We start from the raw sequence: 21581 nt of genomic DNA, 5'->3' as shown, positions 1-21581 counted from the left end.
TAATAAGGTGATGTTATGTATCAATTATATTTAGATACAACAAATAACAAATTAACAGTGGTGATTTTGCAAGGTAATAAAATTTTAGCAAGTTCATCATTTATTGCTTGACAAAAACAAACAGAATTGGCAATTCCAACTATTACTAATTTACTTGTAAAATGCAAAATAAAATTAAAAGATATTTCAAAAGTAGTTATTGCAAATGGTCCTGGCAGTTATACTGGAATTAGAGTAGCAATTACTTTTGTCAAAACACTTAAAGTTTTGAATAGTTTTTTAACGGTTTTTACTATTAATAGTTTATTATTACAGGCAGGATTAATAAAATCAATAAGTGTTTTGTCAGCATACAATAATAAAAGTTATTTGGCAGTATGTGATAATGGAAAAATAATTATTCAGCCGCAATTAGTAGATGAAAATGCTAAAATTGGTATTATTAGTGATTTACTAGATTATAAAATAATTGAAAATTTAGAAAAGTGTAATATTGTGGAAAATTTTCAAAAGTTGTCACCATATTTTATCGAAGTAAAAAACATGGAAGATTTGCAACCATATTATATTAATGATCCATTTTCATCACATAATTAAAAAATAATAATATTTAAATATTTTACATTAGTTTAAAAAGGAGTTTTTACATGCTTATCAATGATAATTTTTGATCTAGAGTATCAAAGGAAGAAAATAATTTCACAAAAAAAGAAAAAGTTCTTATTAACTATATTAATAAGAATAGTCAAAAAATGGATCAAGTTACTATTAGTTCTTTGGCTAAAGAAAATACTGTTGGTTATAGTGTTGTTTATAATTTAATTAAGAAGTTGGGATTTAAAGGTTATCGTGAATTTATCATTAGTTTAGCTGCGCAAGAAACTACTTTCAAAGCTTTAAATCGTGAGTTTTTTGGTGATCGTAGTGTTTTAAAAGAACATTATAAAAAACTGATGGATTTAAATGATTCAACGATTAATTATGAGGAATTACAAAGATTTATTAATTGAATAGATGATAATCGTAAAGCTTGTATTTATTTAGCAGGCATTGGTCATTCTGGTTTAGGTGCGGAAGATTTATCAAATAAATTATATCGGTTTGGTTTACGATCAATCTGTTTAAATAAAGATGATGATAGTATTTTAATGCATGCTTCTTTAATTATTCCAGAAGATGTAATAATTCTTTTTTCATTATCAGGTAAAACCGCTACTATTGTTGAAGCAGCTAAACTTGCTAAAAAGAATAATGCTAAAATTGCAGTTGTTACATCACAAGATAAAACTGAATTAGTGACTTATGCTGATTGAACATTTAATATTGTTTCTTCAGGACTTTATGAAGCACAAGAAATATTTATTTCTCCATTATTTGCTATTACTTATTTTAATGATTTAGTAACAACATATTTATTAAAATCAAAGCATAAAGATTGATATTTAGAAAATAGAATTAAAACTAATAAAGTAATTAAAAAATTTAATTAATTTTTTAAATAAAAAAACTGTTTTTTTAAAAATAATAATTTAATATTATGTCATGAATATTTATTAAGTAAGGAGATGAAGTATGGTGTCTAAACAAGATGATATTTTGACAGTAGAACATGTTTTTCTTGAATCTGATTGTAAAACACAAGCAGAAGCTTTTCAAGAAATAGCAACTTCTGCTAAAAAATTAGGTTTTTTGAAAAAAAATATTAGTGAAAAATCACTAGTTAATAGTTTTCTACAAAGAGAAGGAGAAGGAACTACTGGTTTTGGTGATGGTGTTGCTGTGCCGCATGCCTGTAATGAAGATATTGTTAAATCAGGAATTTTTATTATGCGTTTTAAACAGCCAATTCCTTGGAAAGCACTAGATCAACAACCCGTTAAAGCAATAATTGCTTTAATTGTGCCACTAAAAAGTGCTGGTAATGAACACTTGGAAATTTTATCAAAAGTGGCACAAAGATTAACAAAACCGGAATTTCAATCAATATTATTTAATTCAAAAGATAAAAAAGCAATTATTCAATCACTAAATATTAATAATAAACCTAATGTTGAAACTAGTAGTAAAACTATTAGTGAAGATATGAAAGGTTCTTCAAAAAAAACTAAAAATATTATAGCAATTACTGCTTGTCCAGTTGGGGTAGCACATACTTATATTGCACAAGATAAATTAGAAATTGCTGCAAAAAATTTAGGTTATAATATTAAAGTTGAAACTCATGGTAGTATTGGTATTAAAGGTGCTTTTACAGCAATTGATATTGCCAATGCTGATTTAGTTATTATTGCAGTATCAGCCGGTGTTGCAGATTTAAAATTAGAACGTTTTAATAATAAACCATTATATAAAGTAGAAATTAGCAAAGTTATTAAAAATCCTGAAAGTATTGTTAATGATGCTTTTGCTAACGCAAAACCTTATGAAATAAACAAGTCAGAATCGGGACAAAAAGCGGAAAAAGAAAATAAATCAAATGATTTATTTACTACTGATAAACAAGGAATTATGAAACATATTATGGCTGGTGTTGGCTATATGGTTCCATTTGTTGTTTTTGGTGGAATTATATTAGCATTATCAATTGGTATTGCTAAAGCAGTTTATGGTGCTGACTTTGATATTTCCAAGTTACCACACAATCATTTTCTTTATTTTATGAATCAAGCCGGAAGTATTGCTTTTACATTAATGATTCCAATTTTAGCTGGTTTTATCGCTAATTCAATTGCAGGACGTGCTGCCTTGGTTCCGGCAATAGTAAGTGCATATGTTGCTAATACAGCAGGATTAGTTTATCCAATTGCTGGTTTAGAGCCAAAGATTTCTGCTGGATTTTTAGGAGCATTATTAATTGGTCCAAGTGTTGGATATTTAGTAAGATGAATTATTACTTGAAAAGTACCAAAGACTATTGCTCCAATTATGCCAATTTTCTTTATTCCTATTGTAGTAACATTTTTAATTAGTTTCACTTTTATTTATGCAATTGGAGCTCCAATTGGTTGAATAATGGAACAATTTCAAAATGGGTTAACCCACATGCCACGTGAAGCAATGGCAGCAATTGGAATGTTGCTAGGAGCAATGGTTGGATTTGATATGGGTGGTCCAATTAACAAAGTTGCTTTTTTAGCAGCTTCAACAACGATAACTGCTGATCCTAGTTCACAATTATTTATGGGAGCAGTAGCTGCAGCTATTCCTGTTGCACCACTTGGAATGGGTTTAACAACTTTGATTTTTCGTAAATTCTTTAATGAAAGTGAACGTACATTAGGTTTAACAGCTATGTTAATGGGGTGTATTGGTATTTCTGAAGGTGCGATTCCTTTTGCAGTAAGAGATCCAAAACGTGCTATTATTAGTAATATTATTGGTAGTGCTGTTGCTGGTAGTATTGCTGGTGCTTTCTTATTAACTGATGTTGCGGGTCATGGTGGTCCTATTGTTGCTATCTTAGGTGCAGTTAGTTCAGTTAATTATGTGCTTTGGGTAAGTATTCTTTTATTCTTTTTAGCCATTATTGTTGGAAGTATTGTTACTTGTTTAGTATATGGTGGATTATTAATTATTCAATCACGTAATATTAAGGTTTTTAAATTAATGAATGAAAGAATCATGAAAATATTTAATAGTAAAAAATCTAAATCTAAAAATAGTAAAAATAAAGTTTAATTGAACAAATAATCAAAGTTTAGGAGAGTGAATATGAATAATAGCACATCACAAATAATTTTTTTAAAACCTGCTTTTATTCGCAAATTATGAGGTAGTCAAAAATTAGCACACAAATTTAATTTTGATTTACCTAAAAATACACCAATTGGTGAAGCATGATTAGTTAGTGCTCATCCCAATGGAATGAGTTATGTTTTAAATGGCGAGTATAAGGGATTAAGTTTAGCAGAATTGTTTAAACAGCAACCCAGTTTATTTGCTAATCTTGATAGTTCAGGTAATGTGATTAATAAAGAATATCCGTTGTTAACAAAAATTTTAGACGCAAATGATAGTTTAAGCGTTCAAATTCACCCTGATGATAAATTCGCAGAAAAAAATCATCAATGTTTAGGAAAAACTGAATGTTGGTATATATTAGAATGTTTACCCAAAGGTAAAGTTATCTTGGGTCATAATGCTAAAACCAAAGATCAGTTTAATCAATGATTGGTAAAAGAACAATGACATAAACTATTAAAATATATTCCAATTAAAAAAGATCAATTTATTTATGTTCCTTCTCTAAAAATTCATGGCTTATTGGCACATACTATGGTTTTTGAACTACAACAATCATCAGATATTACATATCGTTTATATGATTATGGTCGTAAAGATGAACTTGGTAATTTACGAAATTTGCATTTGAAAGAAGCATCAACTATTGTTTTAGCTCCTGATTTAAATAGTAGTGAAGCTAATGGTCATGATAATTATTTAGTTGATAATAAGTTTTTTAAGTTAATTAAATTAATTAATGAGGGAATTAAGCATTATAGTTATCCTAATACTAGATGATTGCAAATCTCAGTATTGGATGGTAATGGTATAATTGATAATACTAGTATTAAAAAAGGTGACTCATTTATTTTACCAAATGGTTATACTGATTTTTGTTTAAGTGGAAACATGTTATTGATGGTTGCATATTGCTAATAAATAATTATTATAGTTTTTTTAATGCTTGTTCCAAATCATTTCATAAATCTTCAACATATTCAATACCAATTGAAAGACGAACAAGACCTTCTGAAATATTTGCATCTGCTAATTCTTGTGCATTATAAGTAGAATGTGTCATTGAAGCTGGATGTTCAATCAATGACTCAACTCCACCTAAAGAAACTGCCAAAATTATTAATTTTAAATTATTTAATAGTTTGATTCCTCCATCATATCCACATTTTAATTCGAAACTAATCATTGCTCCCGGTAATTTCATTTGTTGTTCATAAAGTACTTGTTCTGTTGCTGAATTAGTTAGTCCAGGATAAAATACTTTTTTAATCTTAGGATGTTCTTTTAATCTTGCTGCAATTATTCTTGCATTTTTGCAAGCTCTTCATAATCGTAATTCTAAAGTTGATAGTCCTCTTAAAACAAGAAAGGCATCATGAGGTGATAATACAGCTCCTGTTAAATCTTTTAATCCTTCAAAACGAATTTTATTTATTAAAGTACTTTTACCACAAACAATTCCGGCCATAACATCAGAATGACCATTAATATACTTTGTTGCTGAATGGATAACAATATCAGCACCAAAAATTAAAGGTTTAGTAATGATTGGTGTTGAAAAAGTATTATCAACAATTACTTGAATTTGTGGATTATATTGATGGACAATATCACTAATTGCTTTAATATCTAAAATTTCTAAAGTAGGATTAGCTGGTGTTTCGAAAAAAACAACTTTAGTATTTGGTTTTAATTTTTTTTAATTTCATCAAGTTTAGTAAAATCAGCAAAATCAACTTCAATTTGAAAGCGTGATATTCCTTTTTCAATAAGTGAATGAGTACCACCATAAATTGTTTTTGATGATAATAAATGGTCAGTAGCATTCAATAATGTTCAAAAAGTAGATGCAATGGCCCCCATACCCGATGAGAAAGCAATTGCTTTTTCTGATCCTTCTAAATGTGCCATTCGTTTTTCTAAAACAGTTGTTGTTGGATTACCAATTCTTGTATAAACATATCCTTCTTCTTGTAAATTAAATATCCTACCACCTTGTTCGGCACTATCAAAAGCAAAAGTTGTTGATAGATAAATAGGAGGTAGAGCGGCTCCAAATTTATCATTATAATTACCACAATGAACTAATTTAGTTGCAATGTGGTAATTATTTTTATTTTTTTTAATTTTTGTCATAATTATTTCCTTATAGATATAAATTTATTTTATTTTTATGTTATTTCCATTTAATTTCTATTTTAAAACTACCTTTTATATAAAATAAAGGTAGCAAGTTTTATTAAAGTATATAAATATCTTAGATTAATGTTAACAATCTTGTTTTAAAAAAGTAGTTATAATCTAATATTCAATTTTTATATGAAAATACTATAATATCTTTTTGTTATTTTATAGTAAATGTTTTTTTTAATAAAAAAGGTTACCTTTTTACTAGTAATCTTTAAATTCATATTTTAAATTCAATACTTATTATAGTTTTTATTAATTAATATAATTTTAGTTTATTATTGATATTTTATATAGATTAAGATTTATTTAGAATGTATTTTATTATTGTTTTAAGTATAAAATATTTAGAATTTTGAGAAAAGTGTGAAATTGTAGTAAGAATATTAAATTGGAAAGTGTAGTAATGTATCATTAAAAATGATATTAATTTATTTTACAATATCATTATTATGTGAATAAAACTTTTTAAATTTTAAAGTACTTTTTCTAAATAAATCTTGATTTAATTTTATATTCAAAAGTTTACATATGCAATAAATATTTTTTAATATAAAAATATTTATTATAATTAAAATTTATATTATATGTATTAAAATTTAATTATCAATTGGAATATAAAAAAGGTTACCTTTTACTAGTAATCTTTAAATTTATATTTTAAATTCAATTATTATTTTATTTATACTTTAAGTAATGTTGAATATTATTTTTTGTTAATTTATAATTTATTTTTAAAGTTAAGATTTATTTAAAATGTATTTTATTATTGTTTTAAGTATAAAATATTTAGAATTTTGAGAAAAGTATGAAATTGTAGTAAGAATATTAAATTGGAAAGTGTAGTAATGTATCATTAATAATGATATTAGTTCATTTTACTAATATCATTATTATATGAATAAAACTTTTTAAATTTTAAAGTACTTTTTCTAAATAAATCTTGATTTAATTTTATAGTTAAAAATTTATATATGCAATAAAAAAATAAAATTAGAAAAATTATTTTAAATAAGCAATTGCTTCAATTTCAATTAATGCATCTTTGGGAATTCTAGCAACTTGAACTGCTGCTCTTGCTGGAGCGTGTGCACCAAATATTTCTCCATAAACTTTATTCATTTCAACAAAGTGATTTAAGTCTTTTAAGAAAATATTAACTTTTACAATATTATTTAAAGTAATATTAGCAGCTTCACAAATTGCTTTAATATTTAATAAACTTTGTTTAGTTTGTGAAGAAATGTCAGTGCCAATAAATTTACCTGTTTTACTATTAATTGGTAATTGCCCAGAAATATATAAAAAGTCACCTGCAATTATTGCTTGACTATATGGCCCAATGGCAGCAGGAGCATTAGGAGTATGAATAATATTTTTCATAGTTTATCATTCTTTCTAAAATTATTATGTTTTGCATCATTGAATATATTAGTAAAATGTAGCGTTATTTTTAAGTTATTTAGGTGATATTAAATAATTAATAGTAATATAAAATTAGCATCATTAATTATTAAAACTTGAACAACTATAAATATATTTTACATGATTTTCTTTTTTTTAATTAATTATTTTTCACTTTAATAATTTTTTTCATTTTAATTTTAATAAAATATTTATTTAATATTTTATTATCAGTATTGAAAATTAAATTTTATTTTTATTTTTTAACCTTTATAAGTGTAAAAAAAATATTATTAAAATAATTTTATCATTTTTTTAGAAAAAAAATACATTTTATGGTTCACTTTATAAAATGTTACTATATAATTTGATTACAGACCAGTAACATTTTTAAATTGGTTTGAAGATAACGTAGTTATAATAATATCTATAATAGACATTATAATTATAATTCTTAAAACATTAGGAGGAAATCTTTTATGGCAAAAAGTAATTCTAAAACAAAGACAGAAATTATTAAGATAGTGGCGCAAAAGTCTGACGTCACAATTGCCTTAGCGACTAATATTATTGATTTATTTTTTGAAGAGATAAAAGTTGAAGTTGCAAATGGTGGTAAAATTAATATACCAAAATTTGGAATATTTGAAACTATTATTCGTGAAGCAAGAACAGGTCGTAATCCCCAAACTGGTGAATCTATTGTAATTAGTGCTTCTAAAGCACCTAAATTTAAAGCTAGTTCTGAATTTAAAAAACATACTAATCAACAAACAGAAACTTTAGCTTCTTAAATTAAAAATTTTAAAAAATCAAGATAAAATGGATATATAATTTCTAATTTATATCCATTTTGTTCTATTTTTTTATATATCAGTGCTTTTTTTTGAACTTTTAAAAATTTTAATTTTTCTCAAAAAACTAAGAAAAAGGCATTATGTTGTGAAAAATAAATAATAACAAAACTAATAGCATTAAGATAAAAAGCATTTTCTAAGTATTCAAGTTGATGTTTTTTAAAATTATTTCATGGTAATGTTAAAGACTTAGTACTTTTTGCTTCAAAACACAAATATTTACCATGATAAACTCCATGATAATCAACATTACTTTTTTCTTTAAAAATTTTATTGTTTTGATATAAACTTGGTGGATTTTGTTTAAAAATTAGTGCTTGTTTTTCATTATTTATAATTTCAATAGTATAATTAATTATAGTTTCAAGAAACATTCCGCGGTTAGCATAAAACATTATTTTAATTCCCCCTTACATATAGAATATTACTAACTTTGGAATAGTTTTCCTTTTAATTAAAGGAGGTATAAATATGAATATTTGTAAAAAGGATATTATAGATAAAGAATTTACTGTTGATTATAAAGGCTATGATTCTAAAGAAGTAGATTTATTTCTTGATTTAGTAGCTACTAATTATGAAATACTAGAAGAATTTGTAAATAAACTAAAAAAGCAAAATGCAATTTTAGAAAATAATAATTACAAGTTACTTAAAGAAATTGATATTTTAAAAACACAAATTTTAGTTTTAAAACAAGAAAAACAAAAATTAGAAGAAAAAGGTGTAGAAAATGTTGATATTATTACGAGATTAAGCAAATTAGAAAGTATTGTACATGAAGAATAAATATGTTATAATTTTCTTCTAAAAGAATAAAAAATGAGCTAATCGCTGCATTAGTATGTAGAGGAAAGTCCATGCTCGCACTTTCTGTGATGAAAGTAATGTTTGTGTTAGAGAAAACGATAACTCTAAGCAGTAATTCTGACGGCTGACAAAAACCTAAGTTTTTTATTAAATAAGGTTCTAGTCTATAAAAGTGTCATAGAGACGAGTTTTAAGGAAACTTAAAAGCTGGAACGAGATAAACCCCACAAGCGAGAAACCCAAATTTAGGTAGGGGCATTGGTTTATTAGAAATGAATAATAAACCGAACTATTGTTTACAATAGTAGATAAATGGTTAGCACTTGCAAGAAGCAAGAACAGAACGTGGCTTATGATTTTTTTATTCTTTTTTTGTATTGTAAATTATTTGATTGAAGGTTTGAAAATGACTGAACTTTTAGTTTTATTAGATAAATTTAATTTTAGAATTAGTTGTTGTGAAAGTATTACTGGTGGACTTTTTGCTCAAGAGATTACTAGTATTGCTGGTGCTTCTAAATATTTTAGTGGTGGTTTTATAACGTATACTAATGAATCAAAAATCAATATTGTTAAAATTAAAAAAACAACCATTGAAAAATATGGTGTAATAAGTAAACAATGTGCTATAGAAATGGCTTTAAATACACAAAAAATTTTAAAAACAAATATTGCTATTAGTTTTACTGGAAATGCAGGACCTAATGCTCTAGAAAATAAACCGGTTGGTTTAGTATATGTAGGTATTGTTATCAATAATAATGTTTGATGTGAAGTGTTAAATATTTCAGGTAATAGAAACGAAATTAGATCAACTATAGTAGCAAAAGCAGTAGTTATTTTTAAAAAAAATTTATTAAGTTTTTAAAATTTAAAAAGGAATTATCTTACAGAGTTATTAATATTTTATAGGGTGATTTTATGGAAATAAACATTAAAGAAAAAGAGCAATTATTAGAAAAGGCCATTAAGCAAATTGAAAAAGAATTTGGCAAAGGTGCTATTATGTTACTAAGTGATAGTGGTATTGGCGATATTGAAGTTATTAGTTCAGGAAGTATATTATTAGATGATATTTTAGGTGTTAAAGGTTTTCCAAAAGGTCGTATTATTGAAGTTTATGGACCAGAATCTGCAGGTAAAACTACATTAGCATTAATGGCTTTAGCAGAAGTTCAAAAACAAAATGGTAGAATAATTTATAGATGCTGAACATGCATTAGATCGTCAATATAGTCAAAAATTAGGTGTTGATATTAGTCGTTTATTAATTACACAACCAGATTCAGGAGTACAAGCATTAGAAATACTAGATATTCTTGTTAAATCAGAGGCTTTAGATATGATTGTTGTTGATTCAGTAGCTGCATTAGTTCCACAAATTGAACTTTTGATGGTGATATGAATGATCAAACAATTGGTGCTCAAGCGCGATTAATGTCTAAGGCATTACGAAAAATTAGTGGAAATATCGCAAAAACTAATTGTATTGTTTTATTTATTAATCAAATTCGAGAAAAAGTTGGTATTATATATGGTAATCCTGAAATAACACCCGGAGGAAAAGCATTACGTTTTTATAGTACAATTAGACTAGAAGTACGTAAAGGTGAACAATTAATCAAAAGTAATCAAATAATTGGTCATAAAATAAAAATAAAAGTTGTAAAAAATAAAGTAGCACCACCATTTAAAACAACAAGTCTTGATTTTTGTTTTGAAGAAGGATTTTCAAAAATTAGTGAAATCATTACAATTGCTGTTGAGAAAGAAGTTATTAATAAATCTGGTGGCTGATACACTTATGAAGATGTAAAATTAGGACAAGGAAAAATAAAAGCAAAAGAAAGTTTAGAAGCAAATACTTTTCTTTTAGAACAAATTAAGGAACGAATCAAGTTTTAAATATTAATATTTAAAACATGCTAAAATTAATGTAGGATTATTATCCTACTTATTTGTGTGTAGATATTAAAGAAGAAAAATATAAAATTTTAATTTTATTTAAGTTTTTGAGTGTAATGATTCTTTTTCTTGTAGGTGTTTTACAGCAAGGAGAGAAATATAAATGGAAAAAAATATGTTAGCTATATTATCAAATATAAGTAGTCAACAGTTTGGAATGTGAGTAGGTATATCAATTTTTCTAGCAATGATAGTAGGGATAATTGCTGGATTTCTAATTAGAAAAATGTATTTAAAAATTAAAGAACAACAAAGTTTTACTAATATTTTAAAGAGAGAAAAAGAATCTCAAAAATTAATTCAATCCTCAAGAGCCGATGCAAAAATTGAAATAAGTAAAATGAAAAAAGATTTGTATTTAGAGATTGAATATCGTAAAGAACAAAATTTAGAATATGAGAAACTTTTAAATAAAAGAGAACGCAAATTAAGTGAACGTGAAGAAATAATTGAAACACAAACACAAAATCTTTATCATCAACGTGAAATTGTAAAAAATGTTAAATTAGAATATCATCAAAAAATTGATCAAATTATTATGGAATTAGAAAAAATTTCTGGTATGAGTCGAAATGAAGCAAAAGATGAATTGTTTAGTAAATTAAAAGAAAAATTATCATTAGAATTTAATAAAATTATTAAAAATCATGAATATAATATTAAACTTCAATCTAAAGAGTTAGCCAATAATATTGTTAGTGAAGCAATAGAACGTTATGCAAGTAATTTTATTGTTGATAAGTCAGTATCATACGTTAAGTTGCCTAATGAAGAAATGAAAGGCAGAATTATTGGTAAAGAGGGTAGAAATATTAAATCTTTTGAGTTAACAGCAGGTGTAGATATTATCATTGATGATACGCCAGAAACAATTCAAATTTCTTCATTTAATCTGATCAGAAGAGAAATTGCAACTAGAGCTTTAGAAGATTTAGTTAAAGATGGAAGAATTCATCCAATTAGAATTGAAGAAATCTTGAGATTTCATGAGCAGGAATTAAATGAAGGTTTTAAAGTTGATGGTAAAAAAATTATTGATGAGTTAAAATTAACTGGTTTTGAACCAGAGTTAGTATCTTATATTGGAAGATTAAAATATCGTACAAGTTATGGTCAAAATGTTTTATTGCATTCCTTTGAAGTTGCCAAACTTGCAGGAGCAATGGCAGCTGAATTGGGTTTAGATGTTAATATTGCAAAACGTGCTGGTTTATTACATGATATTGGTAAAGCCGCTGATTATGAATTAGAAGGTTCACATGTTTATAATGGTGTGATTTTAGCAAAAAAATATGGTGAAAGTGATATTATTATTAATGCTATTCATTCTCATCATGGTGATGTTGCAAAAGATAATGTTTATTCTTCTTTAGTTTCAGCTGCTGATACATTATCAGCAGCTAGACCTGGTTCAAGAAATAATTCATTAGAAGAATTTATAACTAGAATTAAAGAAATTGAAGATTTGTGTAAATCTGTTAAAGGCGTAGAAAAAGCATATGCTGTTCAGGCCGGAAGACAAATTAGAGTTATTGTTGATCCTAAAGTTATTAATGATTTTGATGCTTATATATTAGCAAGAAACTTAAAACAAAAATTAGAACAAATGATTACAATACCAGGCGATATTCATATTACTGTTATTCGTGAAGTAAGAGCAACAGAATTAATTAATTTTTTAATTAATTAATTGTTTTTTAGAGAACCCTTAGGTTCTCTTTTAACTTTATAAAATATATAATTTGTTAATTCAAATATTTATTTTTTATGCTTAATTTATTTTTTCATTATTATTTTAATGTTAAAATAATATAGTCTTAAAAATAGAGGAGAATATAAATATGAGTTTTGCTGACATTATGTCAAAAAAAGTACAAAAAACATTAGAAAAAAATTTAAGTAAAAAAACTTTAACCATGGAAAATATGGAAGCAACAATTAAAGAATTCAGATTAATTTTGTTAGAGGCTGATGTTAATTTTAGGGTGGTTAAAACTTTAACTAATGAAATTATTAATAAAGCAAAAGGTGAATTTATTAAAGAAGGCTTAGATCAAAAAGAAATGTTAATTAAAATTATTCATGATGAATTAACAAAGATTATGGGTACTAAGAATGTTGAATTAGATTTATCTACTAATCCTACTGTTATTATGATAGTTGGTTTACAAGGTTCTGGTAAAACAACAACAATATCTAAACTAGCAAAGTTGTTAACAGATAAATATCAAAAAAAATGTTTACTAGTTGCAGGAGATATTTATCGTCCAGCTGCTGTTGAACAATTAAAAGTTTTAGGAAAACAATTGAATATTGAAGTTTTTTCCCAAAAAAATGAAACCCCTACTAATATTGTTAAAAATGCTCAAATATATGCTAATAAAAATAAGTTTGATGTAATATTAATTGATACAGCTGGAAGATTACACATTGATGAAAAATTAATGCAAGAACTAGCAGAAATAAGAAAAATTACTTCACCAAAAGAAGTTTTACTTGTTTGTGATGGTATGGCAGGACAAGATATAATTAATGTTGCTATTGAGTTTAATAATACTATTCCTATTACTGGAAGCATAGTCACTAAATTAGATGGTACTGCTAAGGGTGGTTCAGCTCTTTCAATTTCTTATTTAACAAAGATTCCTGTTAAGTTCTTAGGAATGGGTGAAAAGGTAACTGATTTAGAGGTTTTTTATCCAGAAAGAATGGCAGAACGTATTTTAGGAATGGGTGATCTTACTACATTAATGGAGAAGGCCGAAAGTATAGTTTCAACTCGTGATGTTGAAGAAACTATGAATAGAATGATGTTAGGTCAATTTGATTTGAATGACCTTGTTAATCAAATGAAGCAAATTCAAAAAATGGGTAAATTGGGATCACTTGTAAAAATGATTCCTGGTATGTCTGCTAAAATTAGTGATGCTAAAATTAGTGATGCTGAAACTGATTTAAAAATAGCAGAATATATTATTGCTTCAACAACTGCTCAAGAACGTGAAAAGCCACAAATTTTACGTTATCCAACTAGAAAAGCAAGAGTATTAAAAGGCTCAGGTCGTTCAGAAAAAGAATTAAATAAAGTGTTAAACCAATTTGAAAAAACTAAAAAAGTTATGGATCAAATTGCTGGTCAGATTAAAAAAGGAGAAATGCCAAATATTCCAGGATTAGATAAGTTAATAAAAAGTTAGAAAAATAAAAAAAATTTGTTTTTTTTTGTTAATTTGTTAAAATTTATTTAACTCAAGAAATGTATAAAACTTTGATTTTTTGAGTTTTTATAGATATTATTTTATTAAAATTTTTTTAAATTTTCTTCTTTGTTTTTAAAAATTTAATTTATTTTTTAAAGTAAAACTAGATTTTAAAAAGAAAATAGTGTTTAAATAGTGGGTTATTTTAAATTAAAAATATAACAAAAATTTATTTTTTCTTTTTCAGTTGCTTAATAATATTTAGGGAACAAGATAACTTTGAATTGTGTTTAGTAAACAAATTAAATTCGGTTAGGAGACAATGATTATGAAAGATACGTATACATCTGTTCGATTAGCTCAAAAGCCACAAAATTCTTTTGCTTGCTATCGATGTGGTAGAGTAATTTTGATAGCTGATTACTTAGAAGGAATAAATATTCAAGTTAATTGCAGTCGTTGTGGCTTTAAGAAGCGTGTTAATAGTATAAAGATAGAGAAAATAAACAGTAAACCAAATTCAGCGCTAAATTCTAATGAAATTTCAAAAGAAAAGATAAATGAAATTTTTAATTCCTAAAACTATTAAATTTGTAAAATTACAAATTTGGAGAAGTGTTGGTTTAATTGATTTATTAATTATTTTAATGGTAGTTGGATTTGCTTCAATTATTATTTTATTGTTGCAAATTGATATTATTTTTAAAATATTAGCTGTTATTTTAGTTGGTTGTGCTACTATTCCGCTTACTTTTTATTGACAGCCAAGAAAAAAAGGATGAGAAATTATTTTATTATGATTTAAATTTCATAGTAAAAATCGTTATTATAAATCTGAAAAAAATTCACAAATATTAGTACCATTTAAAAAAATTATTAGTAAGAATGTGATGCAATTAAATGTGAAAAATACAAATTATACTAGAGCTTTATTATTGGAGGGTTTTAATATTACATTATTATCTAATGAAGAAGCCTCAAATAAAATTAAAGATTTAGCTGCAGCTTTTAAAATTATTAATATTTCTATGTCTTTAATAAAGATTGATATGCCTTTAGATATAACTGTACAAACTAATTTTTATAAAGAACAACTCGAAAAAATTGATTTAGAAAATATTAGTGAAAAAGCAAAATTAGCAAGAAAATTTCAAATGATATCAGCAATTAATGCTAATAATGAAATTCAAAATCAAAATGAAATGACGCAACCATTTTTTTACTTATTTTTTTATTCATCAAATCAAGAAAAATTAAAAGAAGAAGTAAATGCTTTTAAAAATTATATCAGTCGTAGTGGTGTTAAAGCTAGTGATATTAATTGTTTTGAAATGATGGTTGTTTATAGTAAATTAATAAATTCTAATGAAAATGCTTCCTTAGAAGAAATGTTTACTACAAAAAAAGAAGAAACTGTTAAAAGTAAAGATTTAACTAATGATTTGGCGATTAAAGAATTATTAGTTCATAAGAATAATTTAGAATTTGCTAATTGTTTTCAAACTGTTTATAACATATATGATTATCCATTTGAAGTTTCAGCAGTCTGATTAGCAAATTTAGTAAATATTCCTAATACTAGTTTAATCTTTACTTTTAATAGTATCAGTGAAGAAAGTGCTAAAAAACAATTGAATAAAGCTATGCAAAATTTAGCAACTTTAAATTTTATGACAAAATCATTATCAGAACGAAGAGATTATGATTATCATTATCAATCATTAAATGAATTATTAGATCAAATTGCTGGTGGTGGTGAAAAAATATTTAATACTAATATGTATTTGTTAATTAATGGTGCTGATCGTAAGCAACTTAAACAAAATATTAGTACTGCCGAATACGAAATAAAAAATAATAATATGAAGTTTGATAAATTATATTATCGTCAATTAGAAGCTTTTTTATCAGTAATGCCAGATAGTGCTGATTGATTTAAAGAAACAGGTCACGAAATGCCATGTTTAACAATAGGTGCTAGTTTTCCTTTTTTAAATCAAGAATTAAATGATAAACAAGGATTATTTCTTGGATTTAATGAAAGTGGTAATAAAGTATTTTTTGATCAAAGAACTAAAAGTAGTACTCGTAAAAATCATAATCAACTAATTATTGGTACTAGTGGTTCAGGAAAATCTTATACTTCTAAAAAAGAAGTAAATTATCAAATTATGCTTGGTCATAAAGTAATTGTTATTGATCCTGAACGTGAATATCGCGATTTATGTAATTATCATGATGGAAGTTGAATTGATGTTGGTGATGGTTCTTCTGGCAATATTAATCCATTTCAAATTACATTGGCACTGAGTGATGATAATACTAATGATAATAATACTCGTGATATTTTAGCACCACATATGCAATTCTTAGAACAATTTTTAAACGTTGCTACTGGTGGATTAACGAGAAATGAATCAAGTTTATTAATGATTTATGTAAATTTAATGTATGAAAAATTTGGTATTACTTCTCGAACAAAAATTCATTTATTAAAACCAAATCAATTTCCAATTTTTCAAGATTTATATGATATTATTGAATCTGATATGGTTAAAGAAGAAGAGATTAGAAGTAAAAATGAATTAAAAAATTTACTAATTATATTATCAAGATTTGCAACTGGTGGTACTGATGCTAATTTATGAAATGCTCATACTAATATTAATAGCAGTAGTTTATTACAAGTTTATGATTTATATACTTTAACGCAATCAGGGAATAAACGTTTAGTTAACGCTCAAATGTTTTTAATTTTGAAATATATTGAAAATGAAGTACGAAAGAATAAAAATGATAATGAAATTAATAATAAACAACAATGAATTTCAATTACTATTGATGAAGCCCATTTACTTATTGATAAAGAATTTCCAGCAGCATTATTATTTATGTATCAAATTGTTAAGAGAATTCGTAAGTATACAGGTATGATAAATATTATTACACAAAATATTAACGATTTTCTTGGTTCTGAAGAAATTAAAAAATATACTACTGCTATTATTAACTCAAGTCAATATTTAAAAGTATTAAACTTACAACCTCATGATTTAGCAGCATTAAATGAATTGTATTCTTCATATGGTGGCATTTCTGCTAATGAAACTGATTTTATTGCTCGTGCTAAAGTTGGTGAATGTCTTTTTGCTATTTCTAGTTTATATCGTATGTGTTTAAATATTAATGTTAGTGATGCTGAAAAACAAGCAATTAAAAATATAAAAAATAAAGAAATTGAAAATTAGTATATTTTTTTATACATTATCGATTTCATCAATAATTGTTAATTTATTTTTAAATTAAATAAAGATACTTTCATATTAATAAAACTTATAAGTTTTATTAATATGATTTTATTTAAATAATAAATTTTATAAAATAATAAAAAATAAGTTGATAAAATTGAAAATTTTTATTTACTTTATTTTAAAACCAACTATAATTAATGTGTATCAACATTATTTATAACATATGAATTTGACTGTAAGTCCTAATTTATCTCTTTAAGGAGTAAAATAGGGTTTATTATATTATTAGATAAATTCATGCTTTATAAACAATTTTGATTAGTAAATAATTTTATTTTTTTATTATTTAAGGAGGAAAAACTTATGATTTTTAATTATCTATCAGATGGACCTGATATAAATAAAATCATTGATGTAGCAAAACCTTATGTTTCGGCAGTTGCAGGATTGCTAATTGCTGCTTTAATTGCATTTAGTGTTTTTAAAATAATTATATTGGCAAAAGATTTAGCGGCTGCTGGTGATGATCCACAACGTAGAAGTGAGATTAAAAAAGCGTTTATGTATACATTAATTGCACCAATTATTGGTATTACTGCATCAGCAATAATAATTGCTCTTGTGCAGGCCTTTGGTGGTAATCCAAATATTCTTCCTACTAACTAAAGAAAGTTATATATTAACTTGATATTAAGTTATGAAGAGAAAAGAGATGAAAATATGGATTGACTAACAGATATTATAGTAGGAGCTTTATTATTTATACCTTGACTTATTTTCATTCAAGGACCATTATATTTAATTGCTGTTTTATTAAGACCACATGGTATATTTGATTATTTAACAACTGATGCAATAACTAATTTAATTTTTGGAAAATTTAATGAAGATCCACTTAATAGTAAAAACTTACCAATATTTTTTTCAGTATTAGCTGTTGTTTCAATTGGTGTAATACTTATTATGTTTATTATGCAATTAATTATTATCCAATTTACTGAAACACATACAATTAGAGAAAAACTAGGTAAAGCTATAAAAAATACATTTTTAGCTTTTTTAGTAATTGTTTTCATTCCATTTTTTATGAGTGCTATAAATTATCTAATGACAGGATTATTGGCAGTTTTACAAATTACAGCTTTAGGAAAAAATGCTAGTTTAGCTGATTTATTATGAGGTATTGGTGCTCCTGATTATGATAGTTCTTTGCATCCTAATGGTGTTTTTTCAATGCCTGATATTTCGTATTTAAAACATTGAAACTTTATTCTTGAAATTGTTGCGGTGTGATTTACTTTATATGTATTATTTGTTGCATCAATGACATTGGTTGAAAGAATTATTGATTTATTACTTTTATTTTCAATATCACCAATTGTTGCCGCTATAATGCCTGTTGATCAAGGAAAAAGATTGGGTGTTTGAAAAGAAATGGTAATAGGTAAGTTTATTATTGGTCCAGGAACGATGTTACCTATTTATATATTTCTTGAAATATTACCAAAAGCAATAGTAGATATTACTAATAATACTAATTTTAGTTGACTTGAAAAACAAGTTCTATATACATTATTTTGTACAGCCGGTGCTATTAGTTGTTTAAGAACTCAAAAAATTATTAATCACTTAGTAACACAAAACTTAGGTGTACAAAGTGCTATTGATTCTAATGGAGCAGCTATTGCTGGAAATATTATGGGTAAAGCTCGTACTTTTGCTAGCCTTGCAGCCGGTGGTGCTGGTGCATTAAAACTTGGAAAACAAATTGCATTTGGTGGTGCTAAAGATGGAAGAAATCCTGATGGTAGCGAAAAGAAAGCAAATGGACTATTAAAAAATGGTATCACGGGTTATTTAGGTAAAGGTACTAAAGGAGTTGCTAAAGGAATTGGTAAATTTCAAAATTCTAATGATCATGGTACTAAATGACAAGATACAAAAAATAATTTAAAAAGTCCCTTTGTTGGATTAAAAAATATGGCTAATGCTGCTTTTAAAGAACCTGTTGTAAATTTAAATAATATTAGAAAGAATGCAAGAAGAGGAGATTCTGATGAATAAAAAAGTAAAATATTAAAATCTTGGAGAAATAATCATGAAATTTAAAAAAACAAAAAATGAATTTAAAAAGAAAAAAAGTTATCGTTGAAGACGTAATGTAACTATTGGTATTTTATTATTAATAATATCAGGTATTGCTGGTGTTATTTCTCAATATGGGTAAAATATAAATTATTATAAAATATATAAAAAATAAAGGAACATAAAAATGAAATTTATTCGTCAAAAAAAATGAGTACTACCAGAAGTAATTATAATTGTTATACCCTTTTTAGTATTAATAAATACTTTATTAGTTTATGCTTTAGTCTTTGTTCGTAACATGTTTTCTCATAGTGGAGATAATCAACAACCATTTACACTTAAATTTTTAATACAGGATGTTATTAATTATTGATTAATATTTTTAATTCTATTTCTTATTGAATTTTCAGTTTTATTATCTTACTTTATGATTCATAAATATAAAATTTATCTTGAAACTCATAATAAAAGTCGCTTTTTACGTGATTCAAAAAATAAAGTGTATGGATCTGCTGCTTGATTAACACCCACTGAAATTGCTAATACCTTTCCTTTATCAAAAACTGTTGAAAATGATTACGGTATTGTTGTTCAAACAACAAAGACTAAAATTGGTGGTGTCCAATTTAATATTAAGTCTGATGCTCATAATATTGTAATTGGGGGAACAGGAAGTGGTAAAACTCAAAAATTAGTTATTCCAACTATATATTTAAATGCCCAATCAAAAATTAAACCATCAATGGTTATTACTGATCCAAAAGGAGAATTATTTCAAAATCATTCTAAAATATTAAAAGATAATGGTTACTATGTTTATGTTATTAATTTACGTGATACATCAGTATCTAATTCATGAAATCCTTTTGTTAAAGTATATGATTTTTATGTAGAATCAATGCGTTTAAAAAAAGAAAATAATCCTTTAAATGAATCAATTACTTATGAATCAATGGCATTATCATGAATTAATGATATTGTTGAAGCCTTATTTCCTGAATCAGATCCAAAACAAAAATTTTGAAATCAATCAGCGATGCAAGTTGTTAAATCAATTATGTTATTTATGCTAGAACAACTTGAAGATCAACCTGATGTTCCTTTAAAATACTTTAGTATGTCAAATGCTGCTATTGTTGCTACTAATCGTCAACGATATGTTGAAATTCTAAAAAAAATGCCAAGTCATAGTTTAGCTCGTCAAATTGGTTTAGGTGCATTAGAAGGTGCTGAAGAAACTGCGGGATCAATTAGTCAAATGGTTGCTAATGGATTACGTTTATTTACTGATCCAGTGACGCGAAATATTAGTTGTAGTAATGATATAAATTTAGATGAAATTGTAAAAAAACCAAGTGCTGTTTTCTTAGTTGTACCTGATGAAAGTAATGAACGTAATGCTTTTGTATCAATGTTTATTGCACAGTTATATAAAAATACAATTCGTTATGCAAGTACTTTGCCTGATATTAAATTACCACGTCCTTTATACTTTTTATTTGATGAGTTTGGTAATATACCAACGATTGCTAGTATGGCACAAATGATTACTGTTGCACGAAGTCGTAATATTTTTTTCATGATGATTATGCAAGATTTACAACAATTAACACAAAAATATGGTAAAGAAACAGCAGAAACTATTTTTAATAACTGTATTTTGCATACTTTTTTGCAAACTATGGATTTACAAACTGCTAATAAATATTCAGATATGTTCGGTGAAAAAACAATTATTAATTATAGCCATTCTGGTAATAAAGATAAAAAAGCTGATAATATTAATTCATCATTACAAGGTAAAAAATTAATTACAGGTAGTGAGTTAATGAAATTAGATTTTGATACTGCTGTTATTTTTTTAGCAAAACATAATCCAGCAAAAACACGTTTAATTCCGTTTTATGAATGAGGAAGTAAACCGGCAGGACAAGCAACTGTTACAAATGCTTCACGTTTAATTGATTTTAATAAAGATTATTATTTAAGTTATATTGGCTTATTCTATTATATTGAGAAAAGAAAAAATCCACAAGCTGCTGCCGAAAGAGAAAAATCAGAAAAATAAAAAACAAACA

18 protein-coding genes, 1 other RNA gene and 2 pseudogenes are annotated in these 21581 nt (G+C 25.4%); 18 read left to right on the top strand and 3 right to left on the bottom strand.

Annotated features, from left to right (window positions below; translation table 4 throughout):
- Window positions 1-15: 15 nt before the first annotated feature.
- From tsaB to AACK81_RS05625, 4 genes are all read left to right on the top strand, one after another.
- Window positions 16-597: a tRNA (adenosine(37)-N6)-threonylcarbamoyltransferase complex dimerization subunit type 1 TsaB gene (gene tsaB, locus AACK81_RS05640; RefSeq protein WP_338960461.1), complete on the top strand. Its 582-nt coding sequence runs from the start codon at window positions 16-18 to the stop codon at window positions 595-597.
- 50 nt (window positions 598-647) lie between these two features.
- On the top strand, window positions 648-1490 hold the full coding sequence (locus tag AACK81_RS05635) for a MurR/RpiR family transcriptional regulator (protein ID WP_252320354.1): 843 nt from the start codon (window positions 648-650) through the stop codon (window positions 1488-1490).
- A gap of 82 nt (window positions 1491-1572) precedes the next feature.
- Window positions 1573-3678, top strand: coding sequence for a fructose-specific PTS transporter subunit EIIC (locus tag AACK81_RS05630; protein ID WP_338960459.1), 2106 nt, complete (start codon window positions 1573-1575; stop codon window positions 3676-3678).
- Window positions 3679-3711: 33 nt separating this feature from the next.
- Window positions 3712-4659 (top strand): type I phosphomannose isomerase catalytic subunit, encoded by a 948-nt coding sequence (locus AACK81_RS05625; protein WP_338960457.1) that lies wholly within the window; start codon window positions 3712-3714, stop codon window positions 4657-4659.
- A 10-nt stretch (window positions 4660-4669) separates the two neighbouring features.
- Here AACK81_RS05625 and AACK81_RS05620 read toward each other — a convergent pair.
- Together AACK81_RS05620 and AACK81_RS05615 are read right to left on the bottom strand one after the other, a co-directional pair.
- Window positions 4670-5877 (bottom strand): annotated as a pseudogene (locus tag AACK81_RS05620) (trans-sulfuration enzyme family protein).
- Window positions 5878-6930: 1053 nt separating this feature from the next.
- Window positions 6931-7311: a RidA family protein gene (locus tag AACK81_RS05615; protein WP_338960455.1), complete on the bottom strand. Its 381-nt coding sequence runs from the start codon at window positions 7309-7311 to the stop codon at window positions 6931-6933.
- A 500-nt stretch (window positions 7312-7811) separates the two neighbouring features.
- Between AACK81_RS05615 and AACK81_RS05610 the strand changes: the two genes are divergently transcribed.
- Window positions 7812-8126 (top strand): HU family DNA-binding protein, encoded by a 315-nt coding sequence (locus tag AACK81_RS05610; protein WP_252320859.1) that lies wholly within the window; start codon window positions 7812-7814, stop codon window positions 8124-8126.
- Here the strand turns inward: AACK81_RS05610 and AACK81_RS05605 are convergent.
- Window positions 8123-8584, bottom strand: coding sequence for a Holliday junction resolvase RecU (locus AACK81_RS05605; protein ID WP_338960454.1), 462 nt, complete (start codon window positions 8582-8584; stop codon window positions 8123-8125). The two genes, AACK81_RS05610 and AACK81_RS05605, sit on opposite strands and share 4 nt — an antisense overlap.
- 76 nt (window positions 8585-8660) lie before the next feature.
- On the opposite strand from AACK81_RS05605, the gene AACK81_RS05600 reads away from it, so the two are divergent.
- The 13 genes and pseudogenes from AACK81_RS05600 (at window position 8661) to AACK81_RS05535 (ending at window position 21571) form a co-directional block, all read left to right on the top strand.
- Complete coding sequence (locus AACK81_RS05600; protein WP_281749393.1) at window positions 8661-8978, top strand: DivIVA domain-containing protein; 318 nt, start codon at window positions 8661-8663, stop codon at window positions 8976-8978.
- A 29-nt stretch (window positions 8979-9007) separates the two neighbouring features.
- Window positions 9008-9357: RNase P RNA component class B (rnpB, locus tag AACK81_RS05595), an RNA gene on the top strand.
- A gap of 48 nt (window positions 9358-9405) precedes the next feature.
- Window positions 9406-9867, top strand: a complete 462-nt coding sequence (locus AACK81_RS05590) for a CinA family protein (RefSeq protein ID WP_338960450.1) — start codon at window positions 9406-9408, stop codon at window positions 9865-9867.
- Between the two features lie 53 nt (window positions 9868-9920).
- Window positions 9921-10437: pseudogene (locus AACK81_RS08870) on the top strand (hypothetical protein).
- Window positions 10401-10904, top strand: coding sequence for a recombinase RecA (locus AACK81_RS05575; RefSeq protein WP_338960446.1), 504 nt, complete (start codon window positions 10401-10403; stop codon window positions 10902-10904). Before AACK81_RS08870 ends, AACK81_RS05575 begins: the two are co-directional and overlap by 37 nt.
- A gap of 163 nt (window positions 10905-11067) precedes the next feature.
- A complete protein-coding gene (gene rny / locus AACK81_RS05570) occupies window positions 11068-12654 on the top strand; it encodes a ribonuclease Y (RefSeq protein WP_338960444.1) in 1587 nt (528 codons plus the stop codon).
- Between the two features lie 151 nt (window positions 12655-12805).
- The gene (gene ffh, locus AACK81_RS05565; protein WP_338960442.1) at window positions 12806-14161 is read left to right on the top strand and encodes a signal recognition particle protein; all 1356 of its coding nucleotides are present in this window, start codon (window positions 12806-12808) and stop codon (window positions 14159-14161) included.
- Window positions 14162-14492: 331 nt separating this feature from the next.
- On the top strand, window positions 14493-14744 hold the full coding sequence (locus AACK81_RS05560; protein WP_174480064.1) for a hypothetical protein: 252 nt from the start codon (window positions 14493-14495) through the stop codon (window positions 14742-14744).
- Entirely contained in the window at window positions 14725-17412 is a 2688-nt protein-coding gene (locus tag AACK81_RS05555) for an Mbov_0397 family ICE element conjugal transfer ATPase (protein WP_338960440.1), read from the top strand. Before AACK81_RS05560 ends, AACK81_RS05555 begins: the two co-directional genes overlap by 20 nt.
- A 366-nt stretch (window positions 17413-17778) precedes the next feature.
- Entirely contained in the window at window positions 17779-18081 is a 303-nt protein-coding gene (locus AACK81_RS05550) for a hypothetical protein (protein ID WP_338960438.1), read from the top strand.
- A gap of 54 nt (window positions 18082-18135) precedes the next feature.
- Window positions 18136-19479: an Mbov_0396 family ICE element transmembrane protein gene (locus AACK81_RS05545; RefSeq protein ID WP_338960436.1), complete on the top strand. Its 1344-nt coding sequence runs from the start codon at window positions 18136-18138 to the stop codon at window positions 19477-19479.
- A gap of 34 nt (window positions 19480-19513) precedes the next feature.
- Complete coding sequence (locus tag AACK81_RS05540) at window positions 19514-19642, top strand: hypothetical protein (RefSeq protein ID WP_255495888.1); 129 nt, start codon at window positions 19514-19516, stop codon at window positions 19640-19642.
- 45 nt (window positions 19643-19687) lie between these two features.
- A complete protein-coding gene (locus tag AACK81_RS05535) occupies window positions 19688-21571 on the top strand; it encodes a VirD4-like conjugal transfer protein, CD1115 family (protein WP_338960433.1) in 1884 nt (627 codons plus the stop codon).
- The last annotated feature ends 10 nt before the right edge of the window (window positions 21572-21581 follow it).

The sequence above is a fragment of the Spiroplasma endosymbiont of Lasioglossum villosulum genome, assembly GCF_964020195.1.
Lineage (GTDB): Bacteria > Bacillota_I > Bacilli_A > Mycoplasmatales > VBWQ01 > Spiroplasma_E > Spiroplasma_E ixodetis_A.
This window is presented reverse-complemented; position numbering and strand designations above follow the sequence as displayed.